Origin of the sequence: Pseudomonas sp. 43A, assembly GCF_013363935.1 — a bacterium.
Lineage (GTDB): Bacteria > Pseudomonadota > Gammaproteobacteria > Pseudomonadales > Pseudomonadaceae > Aquipseudomonas > Aquipseudomonas crudilactis.
In genome coordinates this window covers 445,647-471,430 of the sequence record NZ_CP054880.1, presented here as the reverse complement: position 1 = coordinate 471,430, position 25,784 = coordinate 445,647, and the positions used below count along the sequence as shown (strand labels likewise).

Sequence of the window (25,784 nt, the reverse complement as noted above, 5' to 3'; positions counted from 1 at the left end):
GTCGTCTGACACTCCGCTTTCGCGAGCAAGCTCGCTCCCACATTTTCCGCGCCTGGCTTCAGGCTTGATGTGTGGCTGAAGTCAGATTACTGCGCCTGATAAATCTGGTCGAACACGCCACCGTCGTTGAAGAATTTCGGTTGCGCGGTTTTCCAGCCGCCGAAGTCTTTGTCGATGGTCACCAGATCGAGTTTCGGGAACTGCTGGGCGTACTTCGCGGCCACGTCCTTGTCACGTGGACGGTAGAAGTTCTTCGCGGCGATTTCCTGACCGGCCGGGCTGTACAGGTGCTTCAGGTAGGCTTCGGCGATCTGCTCGTTGCCCTTCTTCTCGGCGTTCTTGTCGACCACCGCCACTGGCGGCTCGGCGAGGATCGACAGCGAAGGCACGACGATGTCGAACTTGTCGGCACCGCCATCTTCCTTCAGCGCCTGGAACGCCTCGTTTTCCCAGGCCAGCAACACGTCACCCTGACCGTTGTTGACGAAGGTAATGGTAGAACCGCGTGCACCGGTATCGAGGATCGGTACGTGCTTGAACAGGGTCTGCACATATTCTTTGGCTTTGGTTTCGTCACCGCCGTTGGCTTTCAGGCCGTAGGCCCACGCGGCGAGGAAGTTCCAGCGCGCACCGCCGGAGGTTTTCGGGTTCGGGGTAATCACCGAGACGTCGTTCTTGACCAGATCGCCCCAGTCCTTGATGCCTTTCGGGTTGCCCTTGCGTACCAGGAAGACGATGGTCGAGGTGTACGGCGTGCTCGCTTCCGGCAGACGCTTCTGCCAATCGGCGGGCAGGGTCTTGCCGAGTTTGGCGATTTCGTCGATGTCGCCAGCCAGCGCCAGAGTCACGACGTCAGCGCGCAGACCGTCGATCACCGCACGACCCTGCTTGCCCGAACCGCCATGGGATTGCTGGATTTTCACGGTGTCGCCAGCGTGATCTTTCTGCCAGAACTTGATGAATTCAGCGTTGTAGTCCTGATACAGCTCGCGCGTCGGGTCATACGACACGTTGAGCAGTTCGTAATCCTTGGCAACCGCGGAACCGGCAAACACAGCGCTGGCCAAGGCGGCCAAAGCGTAACGGCGAATCGACGACATGGTGAAAGCTCCTGGAATTCTGGTGGTGGCTTTTTCTTATGTATTTCGGAAATCGTGTTGCCGGTTCAAAGATCGCAGCCTTCGGCAGCTCCTACATGAATCCCCCATAGGAGCTGCCGCAGGCTGCGATCTTTTAGCCCGGTTGTTTACCCGGTTGCTGCAAACGGAATTTCTCTTTGCGTTCGATCTGCACGACTTGCGCGTTATGCACAGTGATTTCCACCGCGCCGAAACGCAGATCGCGCAGGGCGCTCTGGATTTCACGCAAGATGGTGCTTTCGTCCTGACCGTCAACGCTGCGAAGGGATGCGCTCATGGTGCTGCTCCTTTGAATGGGATTTGCCTGGCAGTGGGCGGCACTGCGTTCGGCGTAGGAGCAATATAAGAGAGGCACGGATATTCTTAAAAAGACTATTTAAGAATGTTTATATAACTGAAAAACATTATGTGGCGGGGCAAGGGTTTGCGCGTTGGTGGAGCAAAAGATCGCAGCCTTCGGCAGCTCCTACAGGAATCGGTGTAGGAGCTGCCGAAGGCTGCGATCTTTTGATCTTTTAACCAATCACCGGTGTTCTTGCCCAATCAATCTCCTGCGCTTGAACCGGCCGCCCAAACCAATATCCCTGCCCCAGATCACATTCCTGTCCCAACAGAAACGCCGCCTGCTCAACCTGTTCAATACCCTCGGCATGCACCTGCATGCCCATGCTCCGGGCCAGCGCGATGATCACCCGGACAATCGCCGCGTCGTCCTCATCCCACGGCAAACCTGCAACAAATCCCTGATCGATCTTCAGCTTCTGCACCGGCAAACGCTTGAGCCGCAACAGCGACGAATAACCCGTGCCGAAATCATCAATGGCCAGGCGAATCCCCAGCTCACGCAAACGGTGCATCTGCTCCAGCGCCACCTCCGGATCATCCATCACCGCGCTCTCGGTGACTTCCAGCTCCAGGTAAGCCGGATCCAGCCCAGTATCGCGCAGCACCTGCGCCACTTGTTGATACAGCTCACGACGAGCGAACAATCGTGACGAAACATTCACCGCGACAAACGACAGCACGATTCCGGCCTGCTGCCACTGGCACATTTGTCGACACGCCTGCTGCATCACCCAGGCGTCGATTTCGGCGATCAACCCGGTGCGTTCAGCGATCGGAATGAACTCCGCCGGCGAGACCAGACCACGCACCGGATGCTGCCAGCGCACCAACGCTTCGACGCCAATCAGGCGGCTGGTTTTCAAGTCATGCACGGGCTGGTAGTAAACCCGCAGTTCCTGCTGCTCAAGCGCGCGACGCAGCTCGAAAGCGATTTCCACCCGTTGCTGGGCGTGGGCGGTAAGTTCTTCGGTGTACAAGGCGTACCCGTTACGGCCGCTGCTCTTGGCCTTGAACAGCGCCGCGTCGGCATTGCGCAACAGCTGCTCGGCGCTTAGCGCGTCGCTGGGGAACAGGCTGATGCCGAGGCTGGCGTTGATGAACAACTGATTGCCATCAATGCTGAACGGCTCCTTCAACGCATCGAGAATACGTTGCGCCAGCGCTGCTGCCTGCACCGGCTGTGGACAACTCTCTGCCAACACCGCGAACTCGTCGCCACCCAGCCGCGCCAGGGTAATGCCGGGGCCAAACAGTTCTTGCAGGCGCGCCGCTACTGCCTTGAGCAAGCGATCGCCGATGTTATGTCCGAGGCTGTCGTTGATCATTTTGAAGTGATCGAGATCCAGCATCAGCAATGCACAGCCGCGCTTGTGATTTTGCGCCGAGGCCAGCGCCTGTTCGGCGCGGTCGCTGAACAGCAGACGATTGGGCAGATCCGTCAGCGGGTCGTGGTGCGCGAGGTGTTTGAGCTCATGCTCGGAATCCTTGATCGCACTGATATCGGAGAACACCGCGACATAGTGGCTGAGCCGGCCCTGATCATCGTGAATAATCCGAATGGTCTGCCACTGTGGATAAATCTCGCCGCTTTTTCGGCGATTCCAGATTTCACCGCTCCATTCGCCCTGCGACTCAAGGGTGGCAAACATTGCCTGATAGAAACCTGGCGGATGATGGCCGGATTTGAACAGACTCGGCTGCTGCCCAATGACTTCTTCACGCTGATAACCGGTGATCTCCATGAACGCGCGATTGACGTGCACGATCAGCCCATGATGGTTGGTCACCAACACGCCTTCGCGGGTGCAATCAAATACCGCCGCGGCCTGACGCAAGCGTTCGCGATCGACATGGCGCTCGCGCAACCGTGCACCGATTCCGAGAAACGTGCACAAACGCGCTCGCGCAAGAAAAATCAGCCCGGCGCTGAGTGCCGCAAAGAAGTAACCGTTGATCAGTTGCCATCGGGCAAGATCGACGGAGTTATCGAAGAAATTGTTTAATAAATGATCAGTGCCTTGCAGCCAGACAGCGGCAAGCACGAGATAGAGCAGCGCTGCACGCAATGCATCGCGGTAAGTGGCAGGCATTCGGCTGTCCATGTCCCTACAAAAAGGTTGGAATTATAGGTCAAGAAACATCCAGCGACTCTTATCTGAAAGGGCGACTGGTTTTATCTGTGTGCTTGGTGATAATGCAACGGCTGTTTTTATCTTTATCGAGGGCCCTATAGCCTATGTGGTACGAAGGTTTTCTTGGCTTGTCGGCCTGGTCTCTGGTCGCAGTCACCCTGCTGATGACCCACGTGACGATTGTTGCCGTCACGGTCTATCTGCACCGCTACTCGGCCCATCGCTCGTTGGAACTGAATGCCGGCCTGAAGCACTTTTTCCGTTTCTGGCTGTGGCTGACCACGGCGCAGAACACCCGCGAGTGGACCGCCATCCACCGTAAACACCACGCCAAATGCGAAACCGAAGACGACCCGCACAGCCCGGTCATCAAAGGCCTTTCCACCGTGCTGCGTACCGGCGCCGAGCTGTATCGCGCCGAAGCGCAGAACCCGGAAACCCTGCGCATCTACGGCAAGAACTGCCCCGAAGACTGGATCGAACGCAACGTCTACAGCCGTTACCCGCTGCTGGGCGTGGCGATCATGGGCGTTATCGACCTGCTGCTGTTCGGCACCATCGGCATCACCATCTGGGCGATCCAGATGATGTGGATCCCGGTGTGGGCCGCTGGCGTGATCAACGGTCTGGGCCATGCCGTCGGCTACCGCAACTTCGAATGCCGCGACGCGGCGACCAATCTGGTGCCGTGGGGCATCCTGATCGGCGGCGAAGAACTGCACAACAACCATCACACCTACCCTAACTCGGCCAAGTTGTCGGTGAAAAAGTGGGAGTTCGACCTCGGTTGGGCGTGGATCAAAGTCTTCTGCTTCCTGCGTCTGGCCAAGGTTCAGCGTGTAGCGCCGATTGCCCACCGCGTTGAAGGCAAGGGCAGTCTGGACATGGACACTGCCATGGCGATCCTCAACAACCGCTTCCAGATCATGGCCCAGTACCGCAAGTTGGTGATCGGTCCGCTGGTCAAGCAAGAACTGGCCAAGGTCGATCATTCGGTGCGCCACCAGTTCCACCGCGCCAAACGCCTGCTGTCACGGGAAACCAGCCTGCTGGAAGATCGTCACCACCTGCGCATCCAGACCATGCTCGAGCACAGCCAGGCATTGAAGGTAATTTACGAAAAACGCTTGGCCCTGCAGCAGATCTGGGTCAAGACCAGCGCAAATGGCCACGACATGCTCGCCGCCATCAAAGAGTGGATTCACGAGGCAGAAGCCAGTGGCATCCAGTCCTTGCGTGAATTTGCCGACCAGTTGAAAACCTACTCGCTGCGTCCTGCAGCAGTCTGATCGTGGCGAGGGAGCTTGCTCCCGCCCGCTGCGCAGCAGTCGCGAAAACTGACGCCGCGTTTTGACAAACAAAACGCGGCGTCATTAACCGCCCAGCGGAACCCCGCCATCGCTGGGAACTTCGCTAAAAATCGCTTATCTCAAAGACACTTCGCCATCCCGGCGGGCTGTACTGTGGCCGTTGTCGAATTGCGGCACGTCCTTTGAGATCTGTGCCGATGGTCAATAACAACCAAAAAGACTCATCCCTCCCGCAGTGGCCCGAGGCCGCGCAAACCCTCATGGCATTGATGCATGCCCAGGGCGAGGTCGCCCGTTTGAGCGAACGCGAGCAGCTGTTCAGCTCTTTGCTGGTCAGCGTCAACGCCGTGCTTTGGGCGTTCAACTGGGAAACCCGGCAGGTGCTGTATGTCAGCCCCGCCTATGAACGGATTTTCGGTCGCTCCGCCGGCCTGCTGCTGGCCGACTACAACCAGTGGCGCGACAGCATCTACCCCGATGACCTGGAATACGCCGAACGCAGCCTCGCCGAAGTCCTGCACAAAGGCGCGGTGGAGGATCGCGAATACCGCATCATCGCCGCCGACGGCCAGGTGCGCTGGCTCAGCGACAAATGCTTTATCAACCGTCAGGACGAACCCGGTCAGCCGGTGATCATCGTCGGCATCGCCGAGGACATCACCGACAAAAAACAGATGGAAACCGAGCTGCATCGCTTGGCGACCACCGACGTGCTGACGCAAAGCAGCAATCGCCGCCACTTCTTCGAGTGCGCCAACCGTGAGTTCGAAGAGGCGCGTGCGCAGGGTTCCCCTATGGCGTTTTTGCTGCTGGATATCGATGACTTTAAAGTGATCAACGACAGTTACGGCCATCCCGAAGGCGACAACGTGTTGCAGCGGATCGCCGAGTGCGGGCGCGGCTCGTTACGTCGCGGTGATCTGTTCGGGCGGATTGGCGGGGAAGAGTTTGCGGCGGTATTTCCAGGGTGCGCACCGGACATGGCCAAGCAAGTGGCCGAGCGGTTGCAGCAGGAAATTCAGCGTTTGAGTTTCAGCCATGACGGGCAGACGTTTGGCATCACCGTCAGCCAGGGTCTGACCAATCTGACCGATGGCGATGAAAACCTCGACAGCCTGTTCGCCCGGGCGGATGCGGCGATGTATGAGGCCAAACGGCAGGGCAAGAACCGGATTATTTCTGCCTGAGCCCGTCCTCCCGCCCCAACACAAACCAACTGTGGGAGCGAGCCTGCTCGCGAAGGCGTCTTGTCAGTCAACATGTCGCTGAATGACACACCGCTTTCGCGAGCAAGCTCGCTCCCACAGAGTCAGTGCTGATGCAGGTTATTTGCGCATCCGCATCAATTCCGGCAAGCCGATCTTGAGCAACCGCGCCGTGCGGCTCTTCGCCAACTCCTCAACGCCCTCATGCTCGGTCAAGCGGGCCATCTGCGCCGCCATGTTCATCACCAGCGCCTCACGGGAATACACGCCACCGCCGAGCTGGTAGACCGAGGCAATCAGCTCCCGCAATTCCAGCGGCAATCGCCAGCGAGTACGCAACGCCGAACCATAAGCCGCGCCAAACTCAGCCAACGCCTCGCCGACTTCCTCCAGTTCATCCAGCGCCCCGCCGGCCTGCTGCCACTCCTGCAGACAACGCAGCAACGCCAGATCACCCAGCCGATGCAGCATGCCCGCGCAATAGCAGCGCTCCTGATCGAGATCGAGCAGCCGCGCGAGGGTGCGCGCATATTCAGCGGTGTGCAGCGACAAGCCCCAATAACGCTCCGCATAATCCGCCAAACACGGATCACTGAGCCTGGCGCTGCGCTTGAGCGCCAGCCCCAGAATCAGGTTCATGCTCTGCCCGGTGCCCAGACGATGCAGCGCTTGAGCCAGTGTTTGCACCGGTGCGCCATGGTGCTGCGCCGCGCTGTTGGCCGCAGCGATCAACACCGCCGTGATCTGCGGATCGGTTTTGATCTCATCTTCCAGCAGCTTCAGATCGAGGCCATTGGGATTGAGACTGCGCTTCACCGCGACCTGCACATCGGTCATCAACGGCGCGCCGTCGGCCTGCTCACGACGTCGCTCGAGAAACACCGACAAGGTCATGCCCGGCGCCAATGCCGGCACTTCACAGAAAACCTCTTCACCAGCATCGAGCAGCAAACCCTGCAAGCGCTCGGTCAGGCTTTCCATGTTCAACGGTTTGGTCAGATACGCCGTCGGCGCCAACGGAATCGCTTCGCGCACACTGGCGCTGTCGTTGCGGCTGCTCATCAGAATGAACGGCAGCGGCGGATTGCGTTTGCGCTGCCGCACGCTGCGCAACACGCTCAAGCCATCGACGCCGGGTAGCTCCCAATCGACGATGGCCAGGTCATAAGGAATTTCGCTGAGCATCGACAGGGCTTGCTGGCCATCGGCACACAGGTCCAGCCGGGCATCGCAACGCACGTTCAGCAACACTTGTTTGAGCAGGTCGCGAGACCACGGATCAGCCTCGGCGATCAGCACTCGCGGTACGGCGGGTAAATCAACGGCAGTCATGCGCGCTCTCCCTTGCAATGCCTGAACCTTAGCCAATGCTGGCCATTCGATACAGCGCTAAAGCGCCCGATGTGTTTCAAAGGGCATAAAAAAACCCGCCGAAGCGGGTTTTTTGTCGATCAGGTCACACGGGCAGATCAGAGCTCGGAGAAGCACTCTTCGATGATCGCCAGACCTTTGTCCAGTTGCTCGTCCGGCGAAGTCAGCGGTACGAGGACGCGCAGAACGTTGCCGTAGGTGCCGCAGGACAGCAGGATCAGACCCTTGTCGCGCGCCTTGGCCACAACCGACGCTACAGCGGCAGCGTTCGGCTTGTGGCTGTCGCCGTTTTCGAACAGCTCGACCGCGATCATCGCGCCCAGGGCACGGACTTCGCCGATCACCGGGTACTTGGCCTGGATAGCTTTCAGGCCAGTGACCAGACGCTCGCCAACAGCCTTGCAGCGGTCCAGCAGTTGCTCTTCTTCGAACACTTCCATCACTGCCAGTGCAGCGGCGCAAGCGATCGGGCTACCGGCGTAAGTGCCGCCCAGGCCACCCGGGGCGATGGCGTCCATGTATTCGGCCTTGCCGCACACACCGGCCAGCGGGAAGCCGCCTGCGATGGATTTGGCGAAGGTGGTCAGGTCGGCAGCAACGCCCATCTGCTCCATGGCGAAGAAGGTGCCGGTACGGCCAGCGCCAGTCTGTACTTCGTCAGCGATCAGCAGGATGCCGTGCTGGTCGCACAGCGCACGCAGACGCTTCATGAACTCCTTCGGCGCGACGTAGAAGCCACCTTCACCCTGTACAGGCTCGATGATGATCGCGGCGATGTCTTTCGGCTCGGCGTCATTCTTGAAGATGCGCTCGATGGACGCGATCGAATCATCGATGCTCACACCGTGCAGTTCGTTCGGGTAAAGCGCGCGGAAGATGCCGCCTGGCATCAGGCCCATGCCGGCCGAATACGGCACGACTTTACCGGTCAGGCCCAGGGTCATCATGGTGCGACCGTGGTAAGCGCCGGTGAACGCGATCACGCCAGCACGGCCAGTGGCGGCACGGGCGATTTTCACAGCGTTTTCCACAGCTTCGGAACCGGTGGTGACCAGCAGGGTTTTCTTGGTGAAATCACCCGGCACCTTGGCGTTGATCTTTTCGCACAGCTCAACGTACGGCTCGTAAGCCAGTACCTGGAAGCAGGTGTGAGTCAGCTTGTTCAGCTGTTCGGTCACGGCAGCGATGATTTTCGGGTGCACGTGGCCGGTGTTCAGTACCGCGATACCGCCAGCGAAGTCGATGAACTCACGACCTTCAACGTCAGTCACGGTAGCGTTCTTGGCCGATTCAGCGAAGATCGGGTGAATCTGGCCAACACCACGTGGAACAGCTGCGGTACGACGGGCCATCAGTTCAGCGTTAGTCTTGCTCATTACAGTCCTCATTCGCCGCTCATCGGGCGGCGTGGTTCAAGGATTAAGCGGGAGGAATCGACGGTGGCAGCATGCGATGATCGACTGCCACGGCGTTCCTGGCCGCAGAGAAAATTCCGGTTTGAAACGACGCAAAGGGACAGCGCTCTCGTGCCCTTTGCGTTTGCAGCGATCCCTTTCTCGGCTTAGATGCCCAGGCAGAGGTATTTGATTTCCAGATAGTCTTCGATGCCGTACTTGGAGCCTTCACGGCCCAGGCCCGAGGCCTTGATGCCGCCGAACGGCGCGACTTCGTTGGAGATCAGCCCGGTGTTGACGCCAACCATGCCGTATTCCAGCGCTTCAGCGACACGGAACACACGACCGAGGTCGCGAGCGTAGAAGTAGGAGGCCAGACCGAACTCGGTGTCGTTGGACATTGCGATCACTTCGGCTTCGTCTTTGAAGCGGAACAGCGGCGCCAGTGGACCGAAGGTTTCTTCCTTGGCCACAGCAGCATTTTTCGGCACGTTGGTCAGGATGGTCGGCTCGAAGAAGTTGCCTTCCATCGGCTTGCCACCGGCCAGTACGGTGGCGCCTTTGGAGACGGCGTCAGCGATGTGCTCTTGGACCTTGGCCACGGCTTTTTCGTCGATCAGCGGGCCAGTGGTGGTGCCGTCTTCCAGACCGTTGCCGATCTTCAGTTTGGCCACGGCCACTTTCAGCTTCTCGGCGAACGCGTCGTAGACCGAATCCTGAATGTACAGACGGTTGGCGCAGACGCAGGTCTGGCCGTTGTTGCGGTACTTGGAAATGATCGCGCCTTCGACGGCCTTATCCAGGTCCGCGTCGTCGAACACGATGAACGGCGCATTGCCGCCCAACTCAAGCGAGACTTTCTTGATGTCCTTGGCGCATTCCGACATCAGTTGACGACCGATTTCGGTCGAACCGGTGAAAGACAGTTTGCGCACGATCGGGTTGCTGGTCAGCTCGCTGCCGATGTCACCGGCGCTGCCGGACACCACGCTGAACACGCCCGCAGGAATGCCCGCGCGCTGAGCCAGTTCGGCCAGTGCGAATGCAGAGAATGGAGTTTGCGAAGCAGGCTTGAGCACCATGGTGCAACCGGCAGCCAGTGCTGGACCGGCCTTGCGGGTGATCATCGCCGCCGGGAAGTTCCACGGGGTGATTGCGGCGGTCACACCGATTGGCTGCTTGATCACGATCAGGCGCTTGTCTGGCTGATGGCCCGGAATCACGTCACCGTAGATGCGCTTGGCTTCTTCGGCAAACCACTCGATGAACGACGCGGCGTAAACGATTTCGCCCTTGGCTTCGGCCAGCGGCTTGCCCTGTTCGAGGGTCATCAGGCGCGCGAGGTCGTCCTGGTTCTCGATCATCAGTTCGAACCAGCGACGCAGCTTGCCGGCACGCTCTTTGGCGGTCAGGGCACGCCAGGCTGGCAGCGCCTTGTCGGCGGCTTCGATGGCACGGCGGGTTTCGGCAGCGCCCATCTTCGGCACGGTACCGAGGATTTCGCCGGTGGCCGGGTTGTTGACCTTGATCGTCTGACCGTTGTCCGCATCGACCCAAGCGCCATCAATGAAGGCTTGCTGGCGGAACAACAGGGTGTCTTTAAGCTGCATGTCGGCTTTCCTTAACAGCACCGCGGCCTGCGCGGAGCAAATTATGATTGTAGAAAGGCGCCTCGCAAGGCTGCCGTCAGGGAAATCAGTGACCGGGTGTGGCGCATCAACAGTGCACGATTCGAAACACCGGCGCTTCAACGCCCGGTCAACGAGCGTTTGAAATCTCAAACGGATCGTAGGATCAAAGGGGTTAAAGGACAATAGGTCGTTCGAAAAAAAGAACAAAAACGCCGTGTTTGTGGAATTTTTCAGATCAACGAGCCAAAAGCCCTTGCCGCAGCAAAACCTTAGATCAACCCCGCCAAAGCGCCAAGCGAGGGTTTTGCAGGACGTTACCGTTTTATGGAATGCAGCGATTTGCGCCGACACGCGCACTGACAATACCCGCTCAAACCCAGCATGGACGCCCCGAGCCGACCTAGGTATGATGTCGCCCGCTGCACCAGTAGCTCAGCTGGATAGAGTACTGCCCTCCGAAGGCAGGGGTCGTGGGTTCGAATCCCGCCTGGTGCACCATTGATTTGAACGAGAAAGCCCCGGACTGTGATGGTCCGGGGCTTTTTTGTGGACGATGCAAAGAGACTGGGACGACGTCACTCCGTCGTCCAGTCAAACTCATCGTAATCCTCATCGTCGTCTTCTTCCTCCTCAACCTCCTCAAAAACCTCGTCTTCATCAACGAAATCCTCTTCCGACTGGTTAAGCAGAAATTCCTTACGCGTCTCGGTAATCGCTCGCCGCATCTCTTCGCCCTTCTCCGGGCAGTTGAGCAGTTGGGCGATGCGGTCAATTTTTGCTGCCACGTTGTCCTCCAGCGCATCGGCAATGCCTCGATAGTGCGCGTTTTTGCGGGGCAATGCCAAATGGCTGGAGGATCAAGTGGTCATTTTTTCCGCAACTGCTCAAGTCGGGCATCGAGATCGGCGTTCGGGTAGCGTTTGTGCAGGTTGTAGAACAGGCTGTCGGCGGCTTGCGATTGGCCGGATTCGCGCAGGCGCAGGACTTCGCGCAGTTGTGCGTCGAGGCCATTGGCCGGGGCGGTGGCGCGTTTGCTGAGTTTGGTTTCATCGGCGCTGATCGCTTGATCTTGCATCGGCGCGGCCATTTCCATCATCGGCACAGGTGCCGGCATGGCGCCGGCCGGGGCGGACAATCGGTGCAGTTGCGCTGAGTCCGTGTCGGTCATCGGTACGGCAAGTTCGGGGGCTGGGGCGTAGTCGTACTGGCGCAGCGGTCCAGGGGCGCGCTGTACCAGCGACAACATCAGTGCCACGCCGACGAGGCTGGCGAACACGACTTGCCAGCGTGGTTTGCGGCATAGATCCAGCCAGCGTTGCCAAAGGGTTGATTTCGGCGCAGGAGTTTGACGCTGCGCGGCGTCGAGGATGAACGCATCGAGATGCGCTGGCGGTTCAGCGTTGTGCTGTTCGCGCACATGTTTGATCAGCGGATCTTCAGGTGTCTGGCGGGCGTCAGTCATGTCAGTACCTCCTCGGCCAGCAGCCGACGCAGTTTTTGCTGGGCGTAGCGCAAGCGGCTTTTGACGGTTTCCAGCGGCGTTTCGGTGAGGCTGGCGATTTGTCCCAGGTCGAGGTCACCGTGGGCGCGCAGCAGGAACACTTCGCGCTGGTCGGCGGGCAGGGTTTGCAGGGCGCTTTCCAGACGCTGGTTGTCGCGGCTGAGGCTGAACAGTTGCTCGGGATCGTTCGCCTCGTCGCTGACGGCATGTGCTTGTTCATCATAACTGTCGTGCAGCGGTTGCTGGGCGCCATGCTTGCGCCAGTGATCGATCAGGCGATTACGGGCAATCTGGAACAGCCATGTGCGAAATGTCGCCCGGCCTTGTGGCTGACTGCTGCTGCGGATCAGGCTCAGCCAGGTCTCCTGAAATACTTCGTCGGCCAGTTCCGGTTTGCCGCTCAAGCCGAGCAGAAACCGGTACAGACCTTGGCGATGGCGCGCGTACAAGATCTCGAACGCCGCGCCGTCGCCCTCGCGATAACGCGCCAGCAGCGATTCATCGCTGTTGGCGGTTGAGCTGTCTGCCGAAGCAAACAGCTGACTGATGAAGCCTTTCAGACGACTCACTTATTCCATCCGTCGTTCAGTAGCCAGCGCGTTCGAAGCGGTTGAGTTGCGCAAGCTCTGCGCCAGCGCGACCAGTTGCACGAACTCATTGCGCAAGCCGAAGCGATCATCGCCGCGCGCGCCACGGGCCAATGCCTCGGTGTCTTTCAGACTGAAGTCGCCGGTGTAGCGACTGTCCTTGAGTTGCTGGGAGAATGCGGCCACGGCGGCGGCAAAACGCAGATCTTCGCTGGCGGTTGCGACTTGGTTGGCGATCGGCCGTTCGATCAGCAGACTTTTCCCACCTTCGGGACGCTGATAACGCACACGCAGCATCGCCAATTCTCCGCTCTTCGCGGAAACAACCGGTTCCGACTTGGCGTAACGCAGCGGCTCCAACCAGCCCTTTTCACCCGCCGGAACAATTTCGTACAACGCGGTCACCGTATGTCCTACGCCGATTTCACCGGCATCGACTTTGTCATTGCTGAAATCCTCACGCTTCAACGCACGGTTTTCGTAGCCGAGCAGGCGATATTCGCTGACCTGCGCCGGGTTGAACTCCACCTGCAGTTTGACGTTCTGCGCCACCACGGCGAGGGTCGAACTCAACTGATCCACCAGCACTTTGCGCGCCTCGCGCAGGTTGTCGATGTAGGCGTAGTTACCATCGCCAGCGTCGGCCAGTTGTTCCATCAAGTGTTCATTGTAGTTATCCACACCGAAACCCAAGGTCGTCAGCGAAATCCCGGTTTTGCGTTTATCCACAGCCATTTGTTTGAGGCTGTCGAAGTCACTGACGCCGACATTAAAGTCGCCATCGGTGGCCAGGAGGATGCGGTTGATGCCTTTGGGAATGAAGGCCTGCTGCGCCATTTGGTAGGCCAATTCGATGCCTGAAGCGCCGGCGGTCGAACCGCCGGCAGTCAATTGCTCAATGGCTGTACGAATTTTCGCTTTCTCGCGCCCGGAAGTCGGTTCAAGCACCACTCTGGATTCGCCGGCATACACCACCAGTGACACGCGATCCTGATCGCGCAATTGATCGACCAGCAATTTCAGCGTGCTTTTGACCATCGGCAGCCCTTCGCGACGATCCATCGAGCCGGACACGTCGACCAGAAATACCAGATTGGCCGGGGCCAGTTCCGCCACCGCGCGGTCGGAAGCCTTGATGCCGATGCGCAGCAAGCGGGTGTGCGGGTTCCACGGTGAAGCGGCCAGTTCGGTGGTCACGCCGAAGGGCGAGCCATCGCTGGGCAGCGCGTAGTCGTAAGGGAAGTAATTGATCATTTCCTCCAGACGCACCGCGCCTTCCGGCGGCAATCGGCCTTGATTGAGCAGGCGACGGACGTTGGCATAAGCGCCCGTGTCGACGTCAGCACTGAACGTTGAAACCGGCGTTTCGGCAACGCTGTGGATCGGGTTATCGGCCAACGCCTGATACTGCTCGCGCTGCTCGTCGCGATAGCCCTGTGGATAACTTTCACTCAACGGCATCGGCGCACTGCCCGCATTGGGCATCCTGTACAGCGCGCGTTTGGCCATTGAGGTGTCAGCCATGACCGCTTCCTGGCGAACGAGAACTTCGGACTGCGCAGGCGCGGGCACAGCAGCGGAATCGGGCGTGGACGAAGCACCGCAACCGGCGAGCGCCAGCAGCACAGCAACCGCGACAGGACGCAAAAGAGGAAGGGACATAGGGGCTGACCTCGGGATGAAATTGATCATTCATCCACTGAGACGGGCAGCCCCTTCAGTTCGGGTTAAACGCCGCTGAAAATATTTTCAGCGGTGATAACGCCGCACTGCGCTGCTGTTGCGCAGCACATGACCTTTGATTTTTTCCATCAGCTCGGCGCGGGTCAGACCGGCCGGCAAAGCGTCCGGCGCCAGATCCAGTGCGTAGATCTGGATGATGTAGTGGTGCGCACTGTCACCCACTGGCGGGCAAGGCCCCATGTAATGCGTGTTGCCCTTGCTGTTGGTGCCGCCAACGCCTTCGAACGCGGATTTGGCCCCGACACCTGCCGCAATCTGGCGCGTGGTGGACTTGATGCCGTAATGAATCCAGTGATCGACGCCCAGGCCTTTCTGGCCGTCCGGATCGTGCATGACGATCGCATAACTCTGGGTGCCGGCAGGCCCTGCGTTCCAGCTCAGGGCCGGTGACTGGTTCTTGCCGCCACAACCGGGCGCATCGCTCGCCGCTGCCGAGGTGAACAGGCGGTTATCGGAAACACCCGGAATGCTCAGGGTGAAACGCTCTTGGGCCTGCGCCGGAAACTGCACGCAAAGGGTGACGGCGAGTGCCGCCAGCCAGGGGTTGAGAGAGGTCAATCGGGTCATTCCGGGAGCACCTTGTGCAGTGGGGCCGTGTTCGGCCTGCAAACTATAGCCGTACCGTTCGTGCCGTGGCAGTAGCAAATGGCTGAACCTCGCACTACGACGCAAACTCACAAGAGAAATGCCCCGCGAGGAAGCCGCCCATGTCCCTGCACCGCGTCGCCCGTATTGCCGATGTCCCTGAAGACCGTGGCCTGCAAGTTGAAATCGGTGAATGCAAGATTGTGCTGCTGCGCGCCGCTGGGCAATTACGCGCATTTCAAGGCGAATGCCCACATGCCGGGGCGCCGCTGGCTGACGGTGCCTTGTGTCACGGGCGCCTGATCTGCCCGTGGCACAAGGCTGCGTTTCGCGCAGAAGACGGCGCACTGTGCGAGCCACCGGCGCTCGACAGCCTCAAACGTTATCCGCTGGAACTGCGTGGCGATGAGGTCTGGGTCGATGATCAGCCGTTGGCGGATCCGCATACCCCTCCGGCGGATGATTCGCGCACGTTCGTGATCGTCGGCGCGGGTGCGGCCGGTACCGCGTGTGCGGCAGCGCTGCGGGAAAAAGGTTTTGGTGGCCGCATCGTGATGATTGATCGCGAGGCAGATGCCGGTTACGACCGCACGGTGCTGAGCAAATTTGTTCTCGCAGGGGAAATGCCCCCCGAGGAAACCCCTCCGCTGCGAGATGAAGCTTTTTATAAAGAGCAGCGTATTGAGCGACTGGAAAACGAAATCACCTCGCTCGACGCCTCAAGCAGGGTTTTGCACCTCAGCGATGGCCAGATCTTGCGCTACGACGCGGCCGTGCTGGCCACTGGCGGTGAGCCCAACCCGCTGAAGTTACCCGGAGCCGATCTTCCGCAGGTGTTCGTGCTGCGCTCAAAAGCCCAGGCCGAACAGATCATGAAAGCGGCCAGCCCCGATCAACGCGCCGTGATCATCGGTGACAGCTTCATCGCCCTCGAATGCGCCTCGGCCCTGCGCCAGCATGGCCTCGACGTCACGGTGCTGGCTCGCCACGCGATTCCCTTCGCCGCGCAATTCGGCGAGGCCGTGGGCAAAGCCATCCGCGCTTTGCACGAGGAAAACGGCGTGAAGTTCATCAGCGAGCACGAGGCCACAGAGATTATCGGTGAGGGCAAGGTCGAAGCGGTGCTGCTGGACAATGGTCTGCGGCTTTCTGCGGATCTGGTATTGGTCGGGATCGGTGTACAACCAGCCACCGAGGCTTTCGCCTCACTGCCGAGGGAAAAGGATCAGTCATTGCGCGTCGATGACCGCATGCGCCTGAGCGAAAGCCTATGGGCCATCGGCGATATCGCTACGTTTCCGCTCCACGGCCAGCCGCAACGTATCGAGCACTGGCGCCTGGCTCAGCAACACGCACGCATCGCCGCTGCCAACATGCTCGGTGGCGACGAACATTACCTCGACGTGCCGTTCTTCTGGACCTGGCATTTCGGCAAGAACTACGACTACCTGGGCCACGCCGAGCATTGGGATGAGGTGGAGTTTCGCGGCGAGCCTGAACATCCGCCATTTATTGGTCTGTTTGGCAGAAACGGCATTCTGGTCGCTGCAGTCGCCTGCGAGAAGGAACGGGCGATGGCGCTGCTGGCCGAGCGCATGAAGCAACCGCTGGCTATGGAAGAGGCCTGGACATTGATCCGCGATTGAAAAAACCGTGCAGGAGCTGCCGAAGGCTGCGATCTGTTGATCTTTAAGTTCAAAAGATCGCAGCCTTTGGCAGCTCCTACACGGGGTTCACCATTCAGGTAATACGATTCACCGGTTCGCGATTATCGTCATCCTCGGCATGCAGAAAGATCACCCGGGGATTCTCCAGCGGTGCCAGCGGCGGTGGCAGTTCCTGCTGCCGAACCGGCCAGAAGTGCGTCACCACATGGCTGATGTCACCTTCCTGATCGTTGTGAATGGTCATAACCCCGGGTGTGCGCAGCTTCTGAAAGCGCTCATCGCAGAGTTTGAAACTCTTGCTCAGCCCTTCATCGTCGATCACCGGCGACGGCAACCGACGCTGGGCGAAGCTGCGGCTTTTGCGCTGTTGATAGCGCGCCCAGGAAATCAGAATCACCGCGTTGACCAAGGCAATCCACAGATAAATCTGCAGGGTGCCCAGCGCGTCGAACGCCGATTTATCGATCAGCGGCCCGCCCGCGTGAGTTTCGATCAGCGGCCACAAGCCACGGATCAGCAGAAACAGCAGGCCAACCCACGCCACAACGGTAAGAATCACATCGACCACGACCAGGAACGGCCGCTGGCGGGTCCGGATGATTTTCATTTGATGACCTCCTCTTCGTCGTCGCCAATCGGTTTGATACCCCGGTCGGGACTGACCCAACGCGCACGTTTCTGATGTTGGCCGAACAGCACTTTCGGGAAGCTGACCAGCGTGGTCAGCAAACTGACAAACCAGAATGCAATCGGGTACCAGACCACCCAGAACATGGTCTTGCCCAACCCAGGCTCGTAGCGGCGGTCGATGATGATGCTGACGGCGAACTGCACCAGGCAGACGAAGGCCAACAGCAACCCGGTAAACGCCGGCGGCATCAGGTGATCTACCGCGATGGCTTCCGGCATGACCACGAACTTGCCGACGCCCCAGAAAATCACCGACAACAGGAAGGTGAATGCCCACCCGGTCGACAGGCAGTATTCGAACAGTAGCGGCCACAGGTAACGATGGCGGTACTGCCAGATGCCACGGATGTTCTTGAACAGCACTTCGGCACCGCCCTGCGCCCAGCGCAGTCGTTGCTTCCACAGACCGCCGAGGGTTTCCGGCATGAGGATCCAGCACAGCGCGCGCGGCTCGTAGAAGATGCTCCAGTGGTCGAGTTGCAGCTTCCAGCTGATATCGATGTCTTCGGTGATCATGTCCGGGCTCCAGTAACCGACGCGGTTCAGCGCGGTACGGCGGAACGCGACGATCACGCCGGAGACGGTAAAGATCCGCCCGAACACCCGTTGCGTGCGTTTGATCAGGCCGATGATCGAGGAGAACTCACCGACCTGAACCCGCCCGACCAGCGTCGAACGCGTGCGAATCCGAGGGTTGCCGGTCACCGCGCCAAGGCGTGCGTTATCCAGCATCGGTGCGACCAGATACGCCGCCGTGTTCGGTGCCAGCAGCGCATCACCGTCAATGCACACCAGATACTCACTGCGCGCAGCGATCGCCCCCATTCGCAAGGCCACAGCTTTGCCTTGGTTCTCCGCGAGATGCAGCACGCGCAGACGTGGATCTTCCTTGGCCAGCGCATCGAGCACTTCGGCGGTGTTGTCCTTGGAGCCGTCGTTGATCGCAATGACTTCGATGTTCGGGTAATGCTGGGCCAGCGCCGCGTGGATCGTATCGGCGGCGTTGTCGCCTTCGTTGTAGCAAGGGATCAGGATCGAGATCAGCGGCTCGCCTTCCAGTGGCGGCGGCAGGGTGTCGTCCTGCCACGGCCAGTGGCGCTCCCAGTGCAGCCAGAAATACAGGCCACCGGCAATCCACAACCCGGACATGAACAGCGGGTAGAAGAACACGAAGTCCATCAGGAACTGCCCGGTGACCAGGAAGATCAGGCCCAGCGGCACGCCGAGGACGAGCGCCAGAACAAGCAGGGCTAACAGTCTATCCAGCATGTTATGGATTCCATTTGTTGGAGAGTGCAGGCCTTACGGTTTTCAGGTCCGGCAGGTTGTCGAGGAAGTTGTCCGGGTAGTAACCGAAACTGGTCGCGCCCTGACGCTTGAGACGGCCCATCCAGTCCGCCAGATGCGCACCGTCGATGTCGGCCTGATCCTTTTTCGTCCAGTCCCGTGCCTGCAATTCGAACACCGTGCGGTTCAGGGCTCCGGGGCGCTTGCTGACGGTTTGCACCAAGGTTTCCAGCCACGGGCCGGACTCGGCCTGGGTCTGTTTTTCCATGAGCGGCATGGCCATCGGCGCCGTCCAGTCGTAGGTCACGAGGAAGTCGTCGAGGTTCTGTGCGTACCATGCTTCGCTCTCGGGATTGAGCATCGGCTCGGCGAAGATGTTGCGCGCGGTCAGCACCTGCGGGCCACGAATCGCGCGGACTTTGGCGGTGAGCTCGTTGGTGAAGTCGATGAGGTATTTGCTCTTGAAGCGCGTCCAGCGCTGCATCGCTGCAGGATCATCGCGCAGCGCGGCAATCGAACCCGGCAAACCGTGGGCGGCGTAGGCTTTCAAGGCTTCGGGGCTGGCGTCTTCAAAGTCTGAAAGCACCGCATCATCGTGATAGAGGATGCCGTCGACCGAGGTCAGCCGCGCCACGTCCTCGTAGATTTCGCCGATGATCCGCCGCACCTCCGGATCGAACGGTGACAGGCGTTGGTACTGATCCGGATCGATTGCGGTGGTGCCGGTTTTCGGATCCCAGCGCGTGACACGCGGCAGCTTCGCATCAAGGCCGAAACTCAGCACCGGCATCCACGCAAACACCTTCACATTGGCGCGAGTACGCAGTTGCCAGGCCACGCGGTCGAAAATATCCGCACGTACCGGCAAGTGACGGTTGGGAAAGTACAGCGAGTGCACCAGACCATCGCCCTGCGGATCGGCAAAGGCTTGCAGGAACACCGTGTTGGCGCCCATGTCGGCCATGCGCTGCACCAGTTTTCCGAGGTTGATGTCCTGTTGTGCCGGATCCGGGTCGTAGACGTTGTCCAGATCAACGTGCACCACACGCATGACGAAATCCGACTGCACGTCGACGATGCTATTGGAGAAAACCTCGCCGTCGGGATCGGAGGCAACCAGGAAGCGCGGGCTGCTCATCAGGTTGTCGAGGGCGTCGAGACCGTCGTCCAGCGTCAGGGCCATTTCGTAGCCCTCCTCACCGACCACGGTCAGCGATGTGCCATCCGCCGCACCATACGGCCAGACCCAGACGCGTGGTTTCTTGCCGGTGACCTTGCGGATTTTTTCCGAGATGTTGTTCACGTCGGTGCGAATCCGTGCCTGGAAATCGGCCTCGGACTCATAACGTTTGGTCACCGGGTCATAGCGCCGGGTCGCAGCAGCAGGCTGCAGGTTGCCCTGCGGGTTGGCCAGGATCCCTTTGTGGTTGGCGTCGGTGTGCGCGGCAATTTCCACCAGGCCGGATTGCGAGATTTCGCGCACCTGATCCCAGGTCAGGAAGTCGGAACGCGCACGCGGCGCACCGGCAAAATCCACCGGTTGATTGAGCGGCGTGTCGATCCAGACGCCGACCGGGGCCAGCAAGGCGTGCCAGTTGTAGGCGCGCAGCACAGGCAGCACGCGAGTATAGAAGCTCGCATAACCGTCGTCGAAACTGAGCAGGATCGCTTTCGCCGGCAGCTCCGGGCCGCCCTTGCGCGCGGCCATGATCTGGTCGACGGTCACCGGTTTGTAGCCGTTCTCGCGCAACCAGGCGAGCTGCTCGATCATGCGCTCGGTGCGCACCGCCACCACGGCCTGATCGGGATCGCGGTCTTCAACATCGTGATAGGCGATACCGAGCACGTGATTTTTCGGCCACGGTTTTTCACTGGCCGCCAGCGGACGCTCGGACGGCGGCGCGAAGGCCGGAGCTTGCTGGGCGCAGGCGCTGACCAGCAGCGCTCCCAGCAGAAGGATGAAACGCGAAATCAAAGGCATCTTCAAACTCTTCTAGAAGCGGAAAGTGAGGTCGACGAGCAGACGCAGATCGGTTTCCCGATCACCGTCGTAAGGCCGGTTGATCACACTGAACAAGCCGCCCACCTCGAACACGTCGTTCCAGGCATAACGCTGGCCGTAACCGAGCAACGCCATGCCGCCAGTGCCGTGATCACGCTGGCTGTACGTGCCCGCGCCGGCCTGGAATTGTTGGCTCCAGGAGGTTTCGTAGCGGTGGTAGAGCACGTGATTGACGTTGACCAGCGGCATCACGCTGAAGTCGGATTTGGGGTTGAAGTACGGCACGTCATCGGACTTGGAGTTGTGGCTGGTGCCGACTTCCAGACCCGCATCGACCTGCACGTTCGGCGCGCTGTAGACGCCCTCGCGACCGGTGAGCAAGGCTTCGACGCGGTTGTTGCCGTCGCTGAAATGCGACGGGCTGACGGACAGTTTCCACTCGCGGCTTTCGTTGGCGCGCCAGCGGAGGAAACCGCTGCCGCCGTTGGCCTTGATGTCGCTGTTGAGTGCGCGCAACGGCGTCTCGGCCGAGAGGTATTCGAGGCTGCCGCCGTACTGCCAGTGGTCGTTGATGTCGCGGGCGATCGCCAGACGCGCGCCCTGTTTGTCGCCAAAACCGTAATCGTGATTGGACACTTCGGCTTCAAGCGTCATGTCACGAGTGCGGCGTTCCAAACCGACACGCTGGAAGCGATGATTGCCAGTGCCTTCGGCAAAGTCACCGGTGGCATAACCGGCCCCGGCAAACACGCGCCAGTCTTCATCGATCGGCGGGCTGTACAAGGTGGTCTGGATGCCAAAGTCGCGGCTGCCGCTGACGGCGCCGGCATCGCCACTGCCGCCACCATTGGCCTTGCCGCCATAGGCTTCGACGCGCAGTTCCGACATGTCATGGACTTCGCGCTCGCGAGCCAGACGCTGCACCTGGCGGTTATCCGGATAGCGTGCGACGACATCGTCGGTCAGCGCATCCATTTGCCGCCATTCCTGCAATTCCATGGCCGTGTGGGCCTGGCCGATTTCCAGGCCCATGGCGCGCGGCACCATGCTCTCGGTTTCCTTGAGCTGGATTTCCGCGCGGCGCGGCCATTGCCGCGCCAGATACAGGTCGGCCTGAGCCAGACGCAGGCCGACATTGCCGGGCGCCTGATCGACCAGCGTTTGCAAGCGTTCTTCGCCGTGGGGCAGGTCGGAACCATAGGTCCCGGCTTGCGCGGCCAACTGCTGGGCGTCCATCCATTCATGGTTGGGGTTGCCGATGGGCAAACCTTTGAGTTCGACACGCGGACGCTGGGACTTGGCGGCGTCCTCGGCGACTTTGCGCGCTTCATCGGCGCGGTCGCTTTCCAGCAATGCGTAATACAGCGCGGTAGTGTCTTCGAGACGATCACCGACATCAGCGTCCGGCGCCGACAGCACCTGGCGATACAAGTCCGTGGCGATTTCCGGTTCACGCTGATCCAGATACGACGCCGCTACCCAGCGCAACGCGTAGGTTGGAACCTTCACGCCCTCGGCTTGCAGCTTCTGGTACTCGGTGATGACGTCGGCGGTGCGTGCGCGGGCCTTGAGCGCCCCCATGCGGTCAATGCGCCAGCGAATCACGTCGTCGTGGGCGGTCGAGTCGGGCGTCCAGGTGGCGAGCAGCTTGTCGTAATCGGCCAGCGCGCGATCGGTGATGACGTAGCGCTCTTTTTCACTGCGAGTAGCGAGCTCGGCGAGACGCACACGCTCGGCGGCCAGATCACCTTCGAGGCGACGCAACGTGACCGGATCGATCAGGCCCGGACGCTGATTGGCCAGACGCAGCGCCGGTTCCGGCAGACGCGCCTTTTGCAGAGCGACCACGTATTCACGGGCGACTTCCGGTTTGCTGCTGGCACGTTTGAAGGCTTGATCGTATTCGAACAGGGCGTCGTACTGTTTGCCGGCGCGGGTTAACGCGTAGCCCAGCGCCAGACGGCGGGAAGGATCATCAGGCTTGGCCACCACCAGCGCTTTGGCACGAGTCACCGCTTCGTCGGGTTTGCCGGCGTCAGCCTGGGTCAGGGCCAGGCCCAGTTGCAGGTCGGCGTTATCCGGCTCCAGCGCCAGGGCCTTGTTGTAGACCTGCGTGGCTTGATCCCAGCGTTTGAGGTTGCGATAGGCGCGGGCGGTGGCGGTCAGCGCCTGAACCGGCAGGACGCGATCGCGGCCCTGGGTTTCATAAACCTGCACCACTTCGGCATCGAGGCCGGCCCAACTGGCGATTTGCAGGTGATCGCTGATCTGCCCGATCGTCGACTGACCCGGTGGCACCTGACGCAAAACCGTCAGCGCCGGCGTGGTTTGCCCGGCACGGGCGTCGCGCACCATCTGATCGTAGGGTGTGTCGGCAAACGCCATCGCCGGCCAGAGCAACTGGCTGCACAGCGCGACTCGGAACAAAGGGCGTAAACCACGATGTAATACAGGAACATCAATACGCGGCATTCGTCAGCATCCTTACATGGCCAGCCGGGTCGCAATGCCCTCCTTGCCCATTCGTAACGGTGGCCGCCAATGCACATTCAACGGCCAAGCTTAGTCAGGCAGTCTTGCACGCAAGCGTGGACCAATCTTCGGAACACAATAATTGTTCAGAATCGTGCTGGCGGCTCAGCCAGCACACCGAAAACCCGAACGCCAGACAGCAAAACGCCCGGCGTCTGTGCGATACAGAGGCCGGGCGTTGCTATTTAAAGCGCAGGATTACTGCACTTGCGTGACGCCTGCGAACTTGCTCATCAGGAAGCCGACGAACTGCTCGACGGTCATCTTCTGGCCGTTGAATTCGACCTGATTAGCGGCGTAATGCAGCTTGGTCACGACGTTGGTGCCGTCGACGACGGCCAACTGCGAACCGACCGCCATGCCGGCGAACATGTCGGCGGCTTCCTTGGACTGATCGACAATAGCCTTGGCATCGGTCTGACCGTCGAGTTGCGCCTGCACGCTGAGCAGATCAACCAGCATCGGCTTGGACACCTGGATATTCAGGTCAAGCAGTGCAATCAGTTGTTTGCCCAGTTGATCCGGCGGCAAGTCCAACGATTGCGGCTTGGTCAGGTCGATCACCAGATTGGCCTTGCTCTCGCCGTTGGCGGTGTTGAACGAGAGGTTTTCCAGCGCGAACTGTGGGCCGGCGGCCAGCAGTTTTTGCAGATCGGCTTTGACCTGCGCATTTTCCGCTTCGGTCAGGTTCAGCTCTGGCGCTGGCAGGCCTTGGGCTGCTGCCTCGGCGGCGGCTTTTTCGTATGGCTGCAATTTGGTCTGGTAGATCTGCATCAGCGACATGGTCGACGGGATGTCGAGGTTTTTCAGGCTCATGGCCATATTGGCCGAGCCGATTTTCTTGTCGTTGAGGCTGACTTCGCCAACCTTATAGTCAGCACGACCCGAGGCATTGCTGCCATTTTCTTCGGTGAGGTTCTTCATTTCGAAGTTCTTCACGCCGAGCACCGATTGCTTGGTGCCGAAGGTGGTTTTGCTGTTGGTCAGCACCAGGGTGTTTTCCCCGGTGTAGTAGCCGTAGCTGCTCTTGGCGAGGTTGCTGGCCAGGGTCAGACCGTTGAGTTCGACCTGCACCGGCGCTTGGTCTTCAGCCACGGTGACCAGTTTCAGGTTGTCCATGTAGCCGTCCGCCTTGACCTTCTGCGCTTTGGCATTAGCGGAGATGTTCATGGTCAGGCCGGAAAATTTCAGACTCGATTGCTCATCCAGCGCGGTTTCGAACGGCAGCAGGTCGAGAGTGCTGGTAGTGGACTCGTCATAGCCGATGCTGGTCACGCCTTTGAGCGGCGCAGCGCCCTTGGTGGCGGCGAACCATTTTTCGGTGGCCGGATTCTTTTCCAGCTCATAGTTGCTGGTGGCCATGACCGGCAGCCATTTCAGCGACACCAGACGCGAGAACGGCAACGGACCATGCTCGATGTGGTCGACGAACAGCAATTCGACCGGCTTGTCGCCAAACATCTCGCCTTCACCCTTGAGGCGATAGTGCGCGGTGCTGGTGAAGGTATGGCGTTCCAGCGACACCAACTCCAGCGACGCGGTGCCGTTGGAGCCGGCCATCGCGGTTTGCAGCTCTTGGTTGGCATTGCTGACGGCGTTGTTCAACACGCCTTCGATCTTGGTCCCGGTGTACCAGGCCCCGCCTGCGCTGATCGCGCCGATGGCAACAACAATTCCGAGGAGCACGCCTGCTGATTTATTCATGAATGACCTGATCGATTTCCGTGGCTGTGAGTGTGGTCGTCTTCCCTGAACCCGTGACCGGGTCGCGGCTCGACTGCGCTGAATTCAGCGGTGGAGATTAGCACCGGGCGCGTGAGCTGGCCCAATGTTTAAAGGTTAAAGAGTGTCTATGGGGGGAATGGACAATCGCTAGGCTGGAAGAGTTTCGCTGTTTTTTAGGGCGCTATCGCGAGCAGGCTCACTCCTACAGGGAAACGCATTCCAAATGTAGGAGTGAGCCTGCTCGCGATGAGGCCGGTCGATTCAGCGAGATTCAGGAATACTGAACCTCAATCTCATCCAGTTGATGATCAAAGCTTTTCAGCCGCGCGGTCCAGGTATACACCAGCACTTCAAAGTCCCGATCGATCACCGCCCCGCCCGGCCCATCGGCGCGCGGATCGCAGAAATCCAGTTGATAGCGCTCACGGGCCATGGCCGTGGCGACATCGGACAGTTCACGGGCATTGTTGAGCCAGTGCCAGCCCTCGCCATCAATCTGCTTGTCGAGCTCCAGGCACTGTTTTTTCAGCGCTTCGAGGCTTTTTTCCAGCGGCGTGCCGGTGAGTTCGCCCATGACTTCGGCGAAGGTTCGCCCCGGTTGCCAGTAACTGCCCCAGAAATACCGGTCGAACACGGTTTCGACCCGGCGCAGGGCGACCTTGGTGTCCCAGATCAGAACGAGGGTTTTGCCCTGTTCAAGCTGACGTTTCTTCACCCGCTGCACCTGGAGCGACGCCCAGGCGACCACGACGATTGCCATGACCGCAATCAGCGCGACGGCGCTGTCGAGGAAAACCATGGCCTTGTCGATCTGGTGGGCCAGCATGATGCCGTAGAAATAGGTGGCCGAAAGCAGCACCAGCGCTGCAAGGGCGCACCAGAAGCCGAGAGCGTAAGGGTTTTTCATTATTGGTTTCCCCTAGACCAGCGCTAGCAAT

The 25,784-nt window shown here is 59.9% G+C and carries 20 protein-coding genes and 1 tRNA gene; 4 read left to right on the top strand and 17 right to left on the bottom strand.

From position 1 onward, the window contains the following. Nucleotides 1-86: 86 nt before the first annotated feature. From HUW52_RS02040 to dibA, 3 genes are all read right to left on the bottom strand, one after another. Nucleotides 87-1,100, bottom strand: a complete 1,014-nt coding sequence (locus HUW52_RS02040) for a sulfate ABC transporter substrate-binding protein (protein WP_175552846.1) — start codon at nt 1,098-1,100, stop codon at nt 87-89. Nucleotides 1,101-1,233: 133 nt separating this feature from the next. Next, a complete protein-coding gene (gene oscA, locus HUW52_RS02035; protein WP_007917682.1) occupies nt 1,234-1,416 on the bottom strand; it encodes a sulfur starvation response protein OscA in 183 nt (60 codons plus the stop codon). Nucleotides 1,417-1,654: 238 nt separating this feature from the next. Next, entirely contained in the window at nt 1,655-3,574 is a 1,920-nt protein-coding gene (gene dibA / locus HUW52_RS02030; RefSeq protein WP_016987604.1) for a phosphodiesterase DibA, read from the bottom strand. 146 nt (nt 3,575-3,720) lie between these two features. On the opposite strand from dibA, the gene desA reads away from it, so the two are divergent. After that, complete coding sequence (desA, locus tag HUW52_RS02025) at nt 3,721-4,905, top strand: delta-9 fatty acid desaturase DesA (protein ID WP_016987605.1); 1,185 nt, start codon at nt 3,721-3,723, stop codon at nt 4,903-4,905. A 218-nt stretch (nt 4,906-5,123) separates the two neighbouring features. Next, complete coding sequence (locus HUW52_RS02020) at nt 5,124-6,113, top strand: sensor domain-containing diguanylate cyclase (protein WP_016987606.1); 990 nt, start codon at nt 5,124-5,126, stop codon at nt 6,111-6,113. 138 nt (nt 6,114-6,251) lie between these two features. Here the strand turns inward: HUW52_RS02020 and HUW52_RS02015 are convergent, their stop codons facing one another. From HUW52_RS02015 to gabD, 3 genes are all read right to left on the bottom strand, one after another. After that, entirely contained in the window at nt 6,252-7,463 is a 1,212-nt protein-coding gene (locus HUW52_RS02015; protein ID WP_175552845.1) for a response regulator, read from the bottom strand. Nucleotides 7,464-7,600: 137 nt separating this feature from the next. Further along, nucleotides 7,601-8,878: a 4-aminobutyrate--2-oxoglutarate transaminase gene (gene gabT, locus HUW52_RS02010; protein ID WP_016987608.1), complete on the bottom strand. Its 1,278-nt coding sequence runs from the start codon at nt 8,876-8,878 to the stop codon at nt 7,601-7,603. A gap of 185 nt (nt 8,879-9,063) precedes the next feature. Further along, on the bottom strand, nt 9,064-10,506 hold the full coding sequence (gene gabD / locus HUW52_RS02005; protein WP_016987609.1) for an NADP-dependent succinate-semialdehyde dehydrogenase: 1,443 nt from the start codon (nt 10,504-10,506) through the stop codon (nt 9,064-9,066). 442 nt (nt 10,507-10,948) lie between these two features. Here gabD and HUW52_RS02000 point away from each other — a divergent pair. Next, nucleotides 10,949-11,025 (top strand) — tRNA-Arg (locus HUW52_RS02000). Nucleotides 11,026-11,102: 77 nt separating this feature from the next. Here the strand turns inward: HUW52_RS02000 and HUW52_RS01995 are convergent. The 5 genes from HUW52_RS01995 to HUW52_RS01975 all read right to left on the bottom strand — a co-directional run bounded on the left by HUW52_RS01995 (nt 11,103) and on the right by HUW52_RS01975 (nt 14,925). Continuing rightward, nucleotides 11,103-11,372, bottom strand: coding sequence for a hypothetical protein (locus HUW52_RS01995; RefSeq protein ID WP_256667896.1), 270 nt, complete (start codon nt 11,370-11,372; stop codon nt 11,103-11,105). Between the two features lie 20 nt (nt 11,373-11,392). Beyond that, entirely contained in the window at nt 11,393-11,989 is a 597-nt protein-coding gene (locus HUW52_RS01990; RefSeq protein WP_175552844.1) for a hypothetical protein, read from the bottom strand. After that, a complete protein-coding gene (locus tag HUW52_RS01985; RefSeq protein ID WP_026000794.1) occupies nt 11,986-12,567 on the bottom strand; it encodes an RNA polymerase sigma factor in 582 nt (193 codons plus the stop codon). Before HUW52_RS01985 ends, HUW52_RS01990 begins: the two co-directional genes overlap by 4 nt. Nucleotides 12,568-12,597: 30 nt before the next feature. Next, nucleotides 12,598-14,277, bottom strand: a complete 1,680-nt coding sequence (locus HUW52_RS01980) for a VWA domain-containing protein (RefSeq protein WP_175552843.1) — start codon at nt 14,275-14,277, stop codon at nt 12,598-12,600. 87 nt (nt 14,278-14,364) lie between these two features. Then, nucleotides 14,365-14,925: a YbhB/YbcL family Raf kinase inhibitor-like protein gene (locus HUW52_RS01975; RefSeq protein ID WP_095047045.1), complete on the bottom strand. Its 561-nt coding sequence runs from the start codon at nt 14,923-14,925 to the stop codon at nt 14,365-14,367. A 140-nt stretch (nt 14,926-15,065) separates the two neighbouring features. Between HUW52_RS01975 and HUW52_RS01970 the strand changes: the two genes are divergently transcribed. After that, on the top strand, nt 15,066-16,589 hold the full coding sequence (locus tag HUW52_RS01970; protein WP_016987617.1) for an apoptosis inducing factor family protein: 1,524 nt from the start codon (nt 15,066-15,068) through the stop codon (nt 16,587-16,589). A 94-nt stretch (nt 16,590-16,683) separates the two neighbouring features. On the opposite strand, the gene pgaD is transcribed toward HUW52_RS01970, so the two are convergent. The 6 genes from pgaD to HUW52_RS01940 form a co-directional block, all read right to left on the bottom strand. Beyond that, on the bottom strand, nt 16,684-17,217 hold the full coding sequence (gene pgaD / locus HUW52_RS01965) for a poly-beta-1,6-N-acetyl-D-glucosamine biosynthesis protein PgaD (RefSeq protein ID WP_175552842.1): 534 nt from the start codon (nt 17,215-17,217) through the stop codon (nt 16,684-16,686). Continuing rightward, on the bottom strand, nt 17,214-18,569 hold the full coding sequence (pgaC, locus tag HUW52_RS01960; RefSeq protein ID WP_016987619.1) for a poly-beta-1,6-N-acetyl-D-glucosamine synthase: 1,356 nt from the start codon (nt 18,567-18,569) through the stop codon (nt 17,214-17,216). Before pgaC ends, pgaD begins: the two co-directional genes overlap by 4 nt. A 1-nt stretch (nt 18,570) precedes the next feature. Next, a complete protein-coding gene (gene pgaB / locus HUW52_RS01955; RefSeq protein ID WP_175552841.1) occupies nt 18,571-20,568 on the bottom strand; it encodes a poly-beta-1,6-N-acetyl-D-glucosamine N-deacetylase PgaB in 1,998 nt (665 codons plus the stop codon). Nucleotides 20,569-20,580: 12 nt separating this feature from the next. Then, nucleotides 20,581-23,061, bottom strand: a complete 2,481-nt coding sequence (gene pgaA / locus HUW52_RS01950; RefSeq protein ID WP_175552840.1) for a poly-beta-1,6 N-acetyl-D-glucosamine export porin PgaA — start codon at nt 23,059-23,061, stop codon at nt 20,581-20,583. Between the two features lie 258 nt (nt 23,062-23,319). Then, complete coding sequence (locus HUW52_RS01945; RefSeq protein ID WP_175552839.1) at nt 23,320-24,825, bottom strand: YdgA family protein; 1,506 nt, start codon at nt 24,823-24,825, stop codon at nt 23,320-23,322. Between the two features lie 292 nt (nt 24,826-25,117). Beyond that, nucleotides 25,118-25,753: a hypothetical protein gene (locus HUW52_RS01940; RefSeq protein ID WP_016987623.1), complete on the bottom strand. Its 636-nt coding sequence runs from the start codon at nt 25,751-25,753 to the stop codon at nt 25,118-25,120. Between the last annotated feature and the right edge of the window lie 31 nt (nt 25,754-25,784).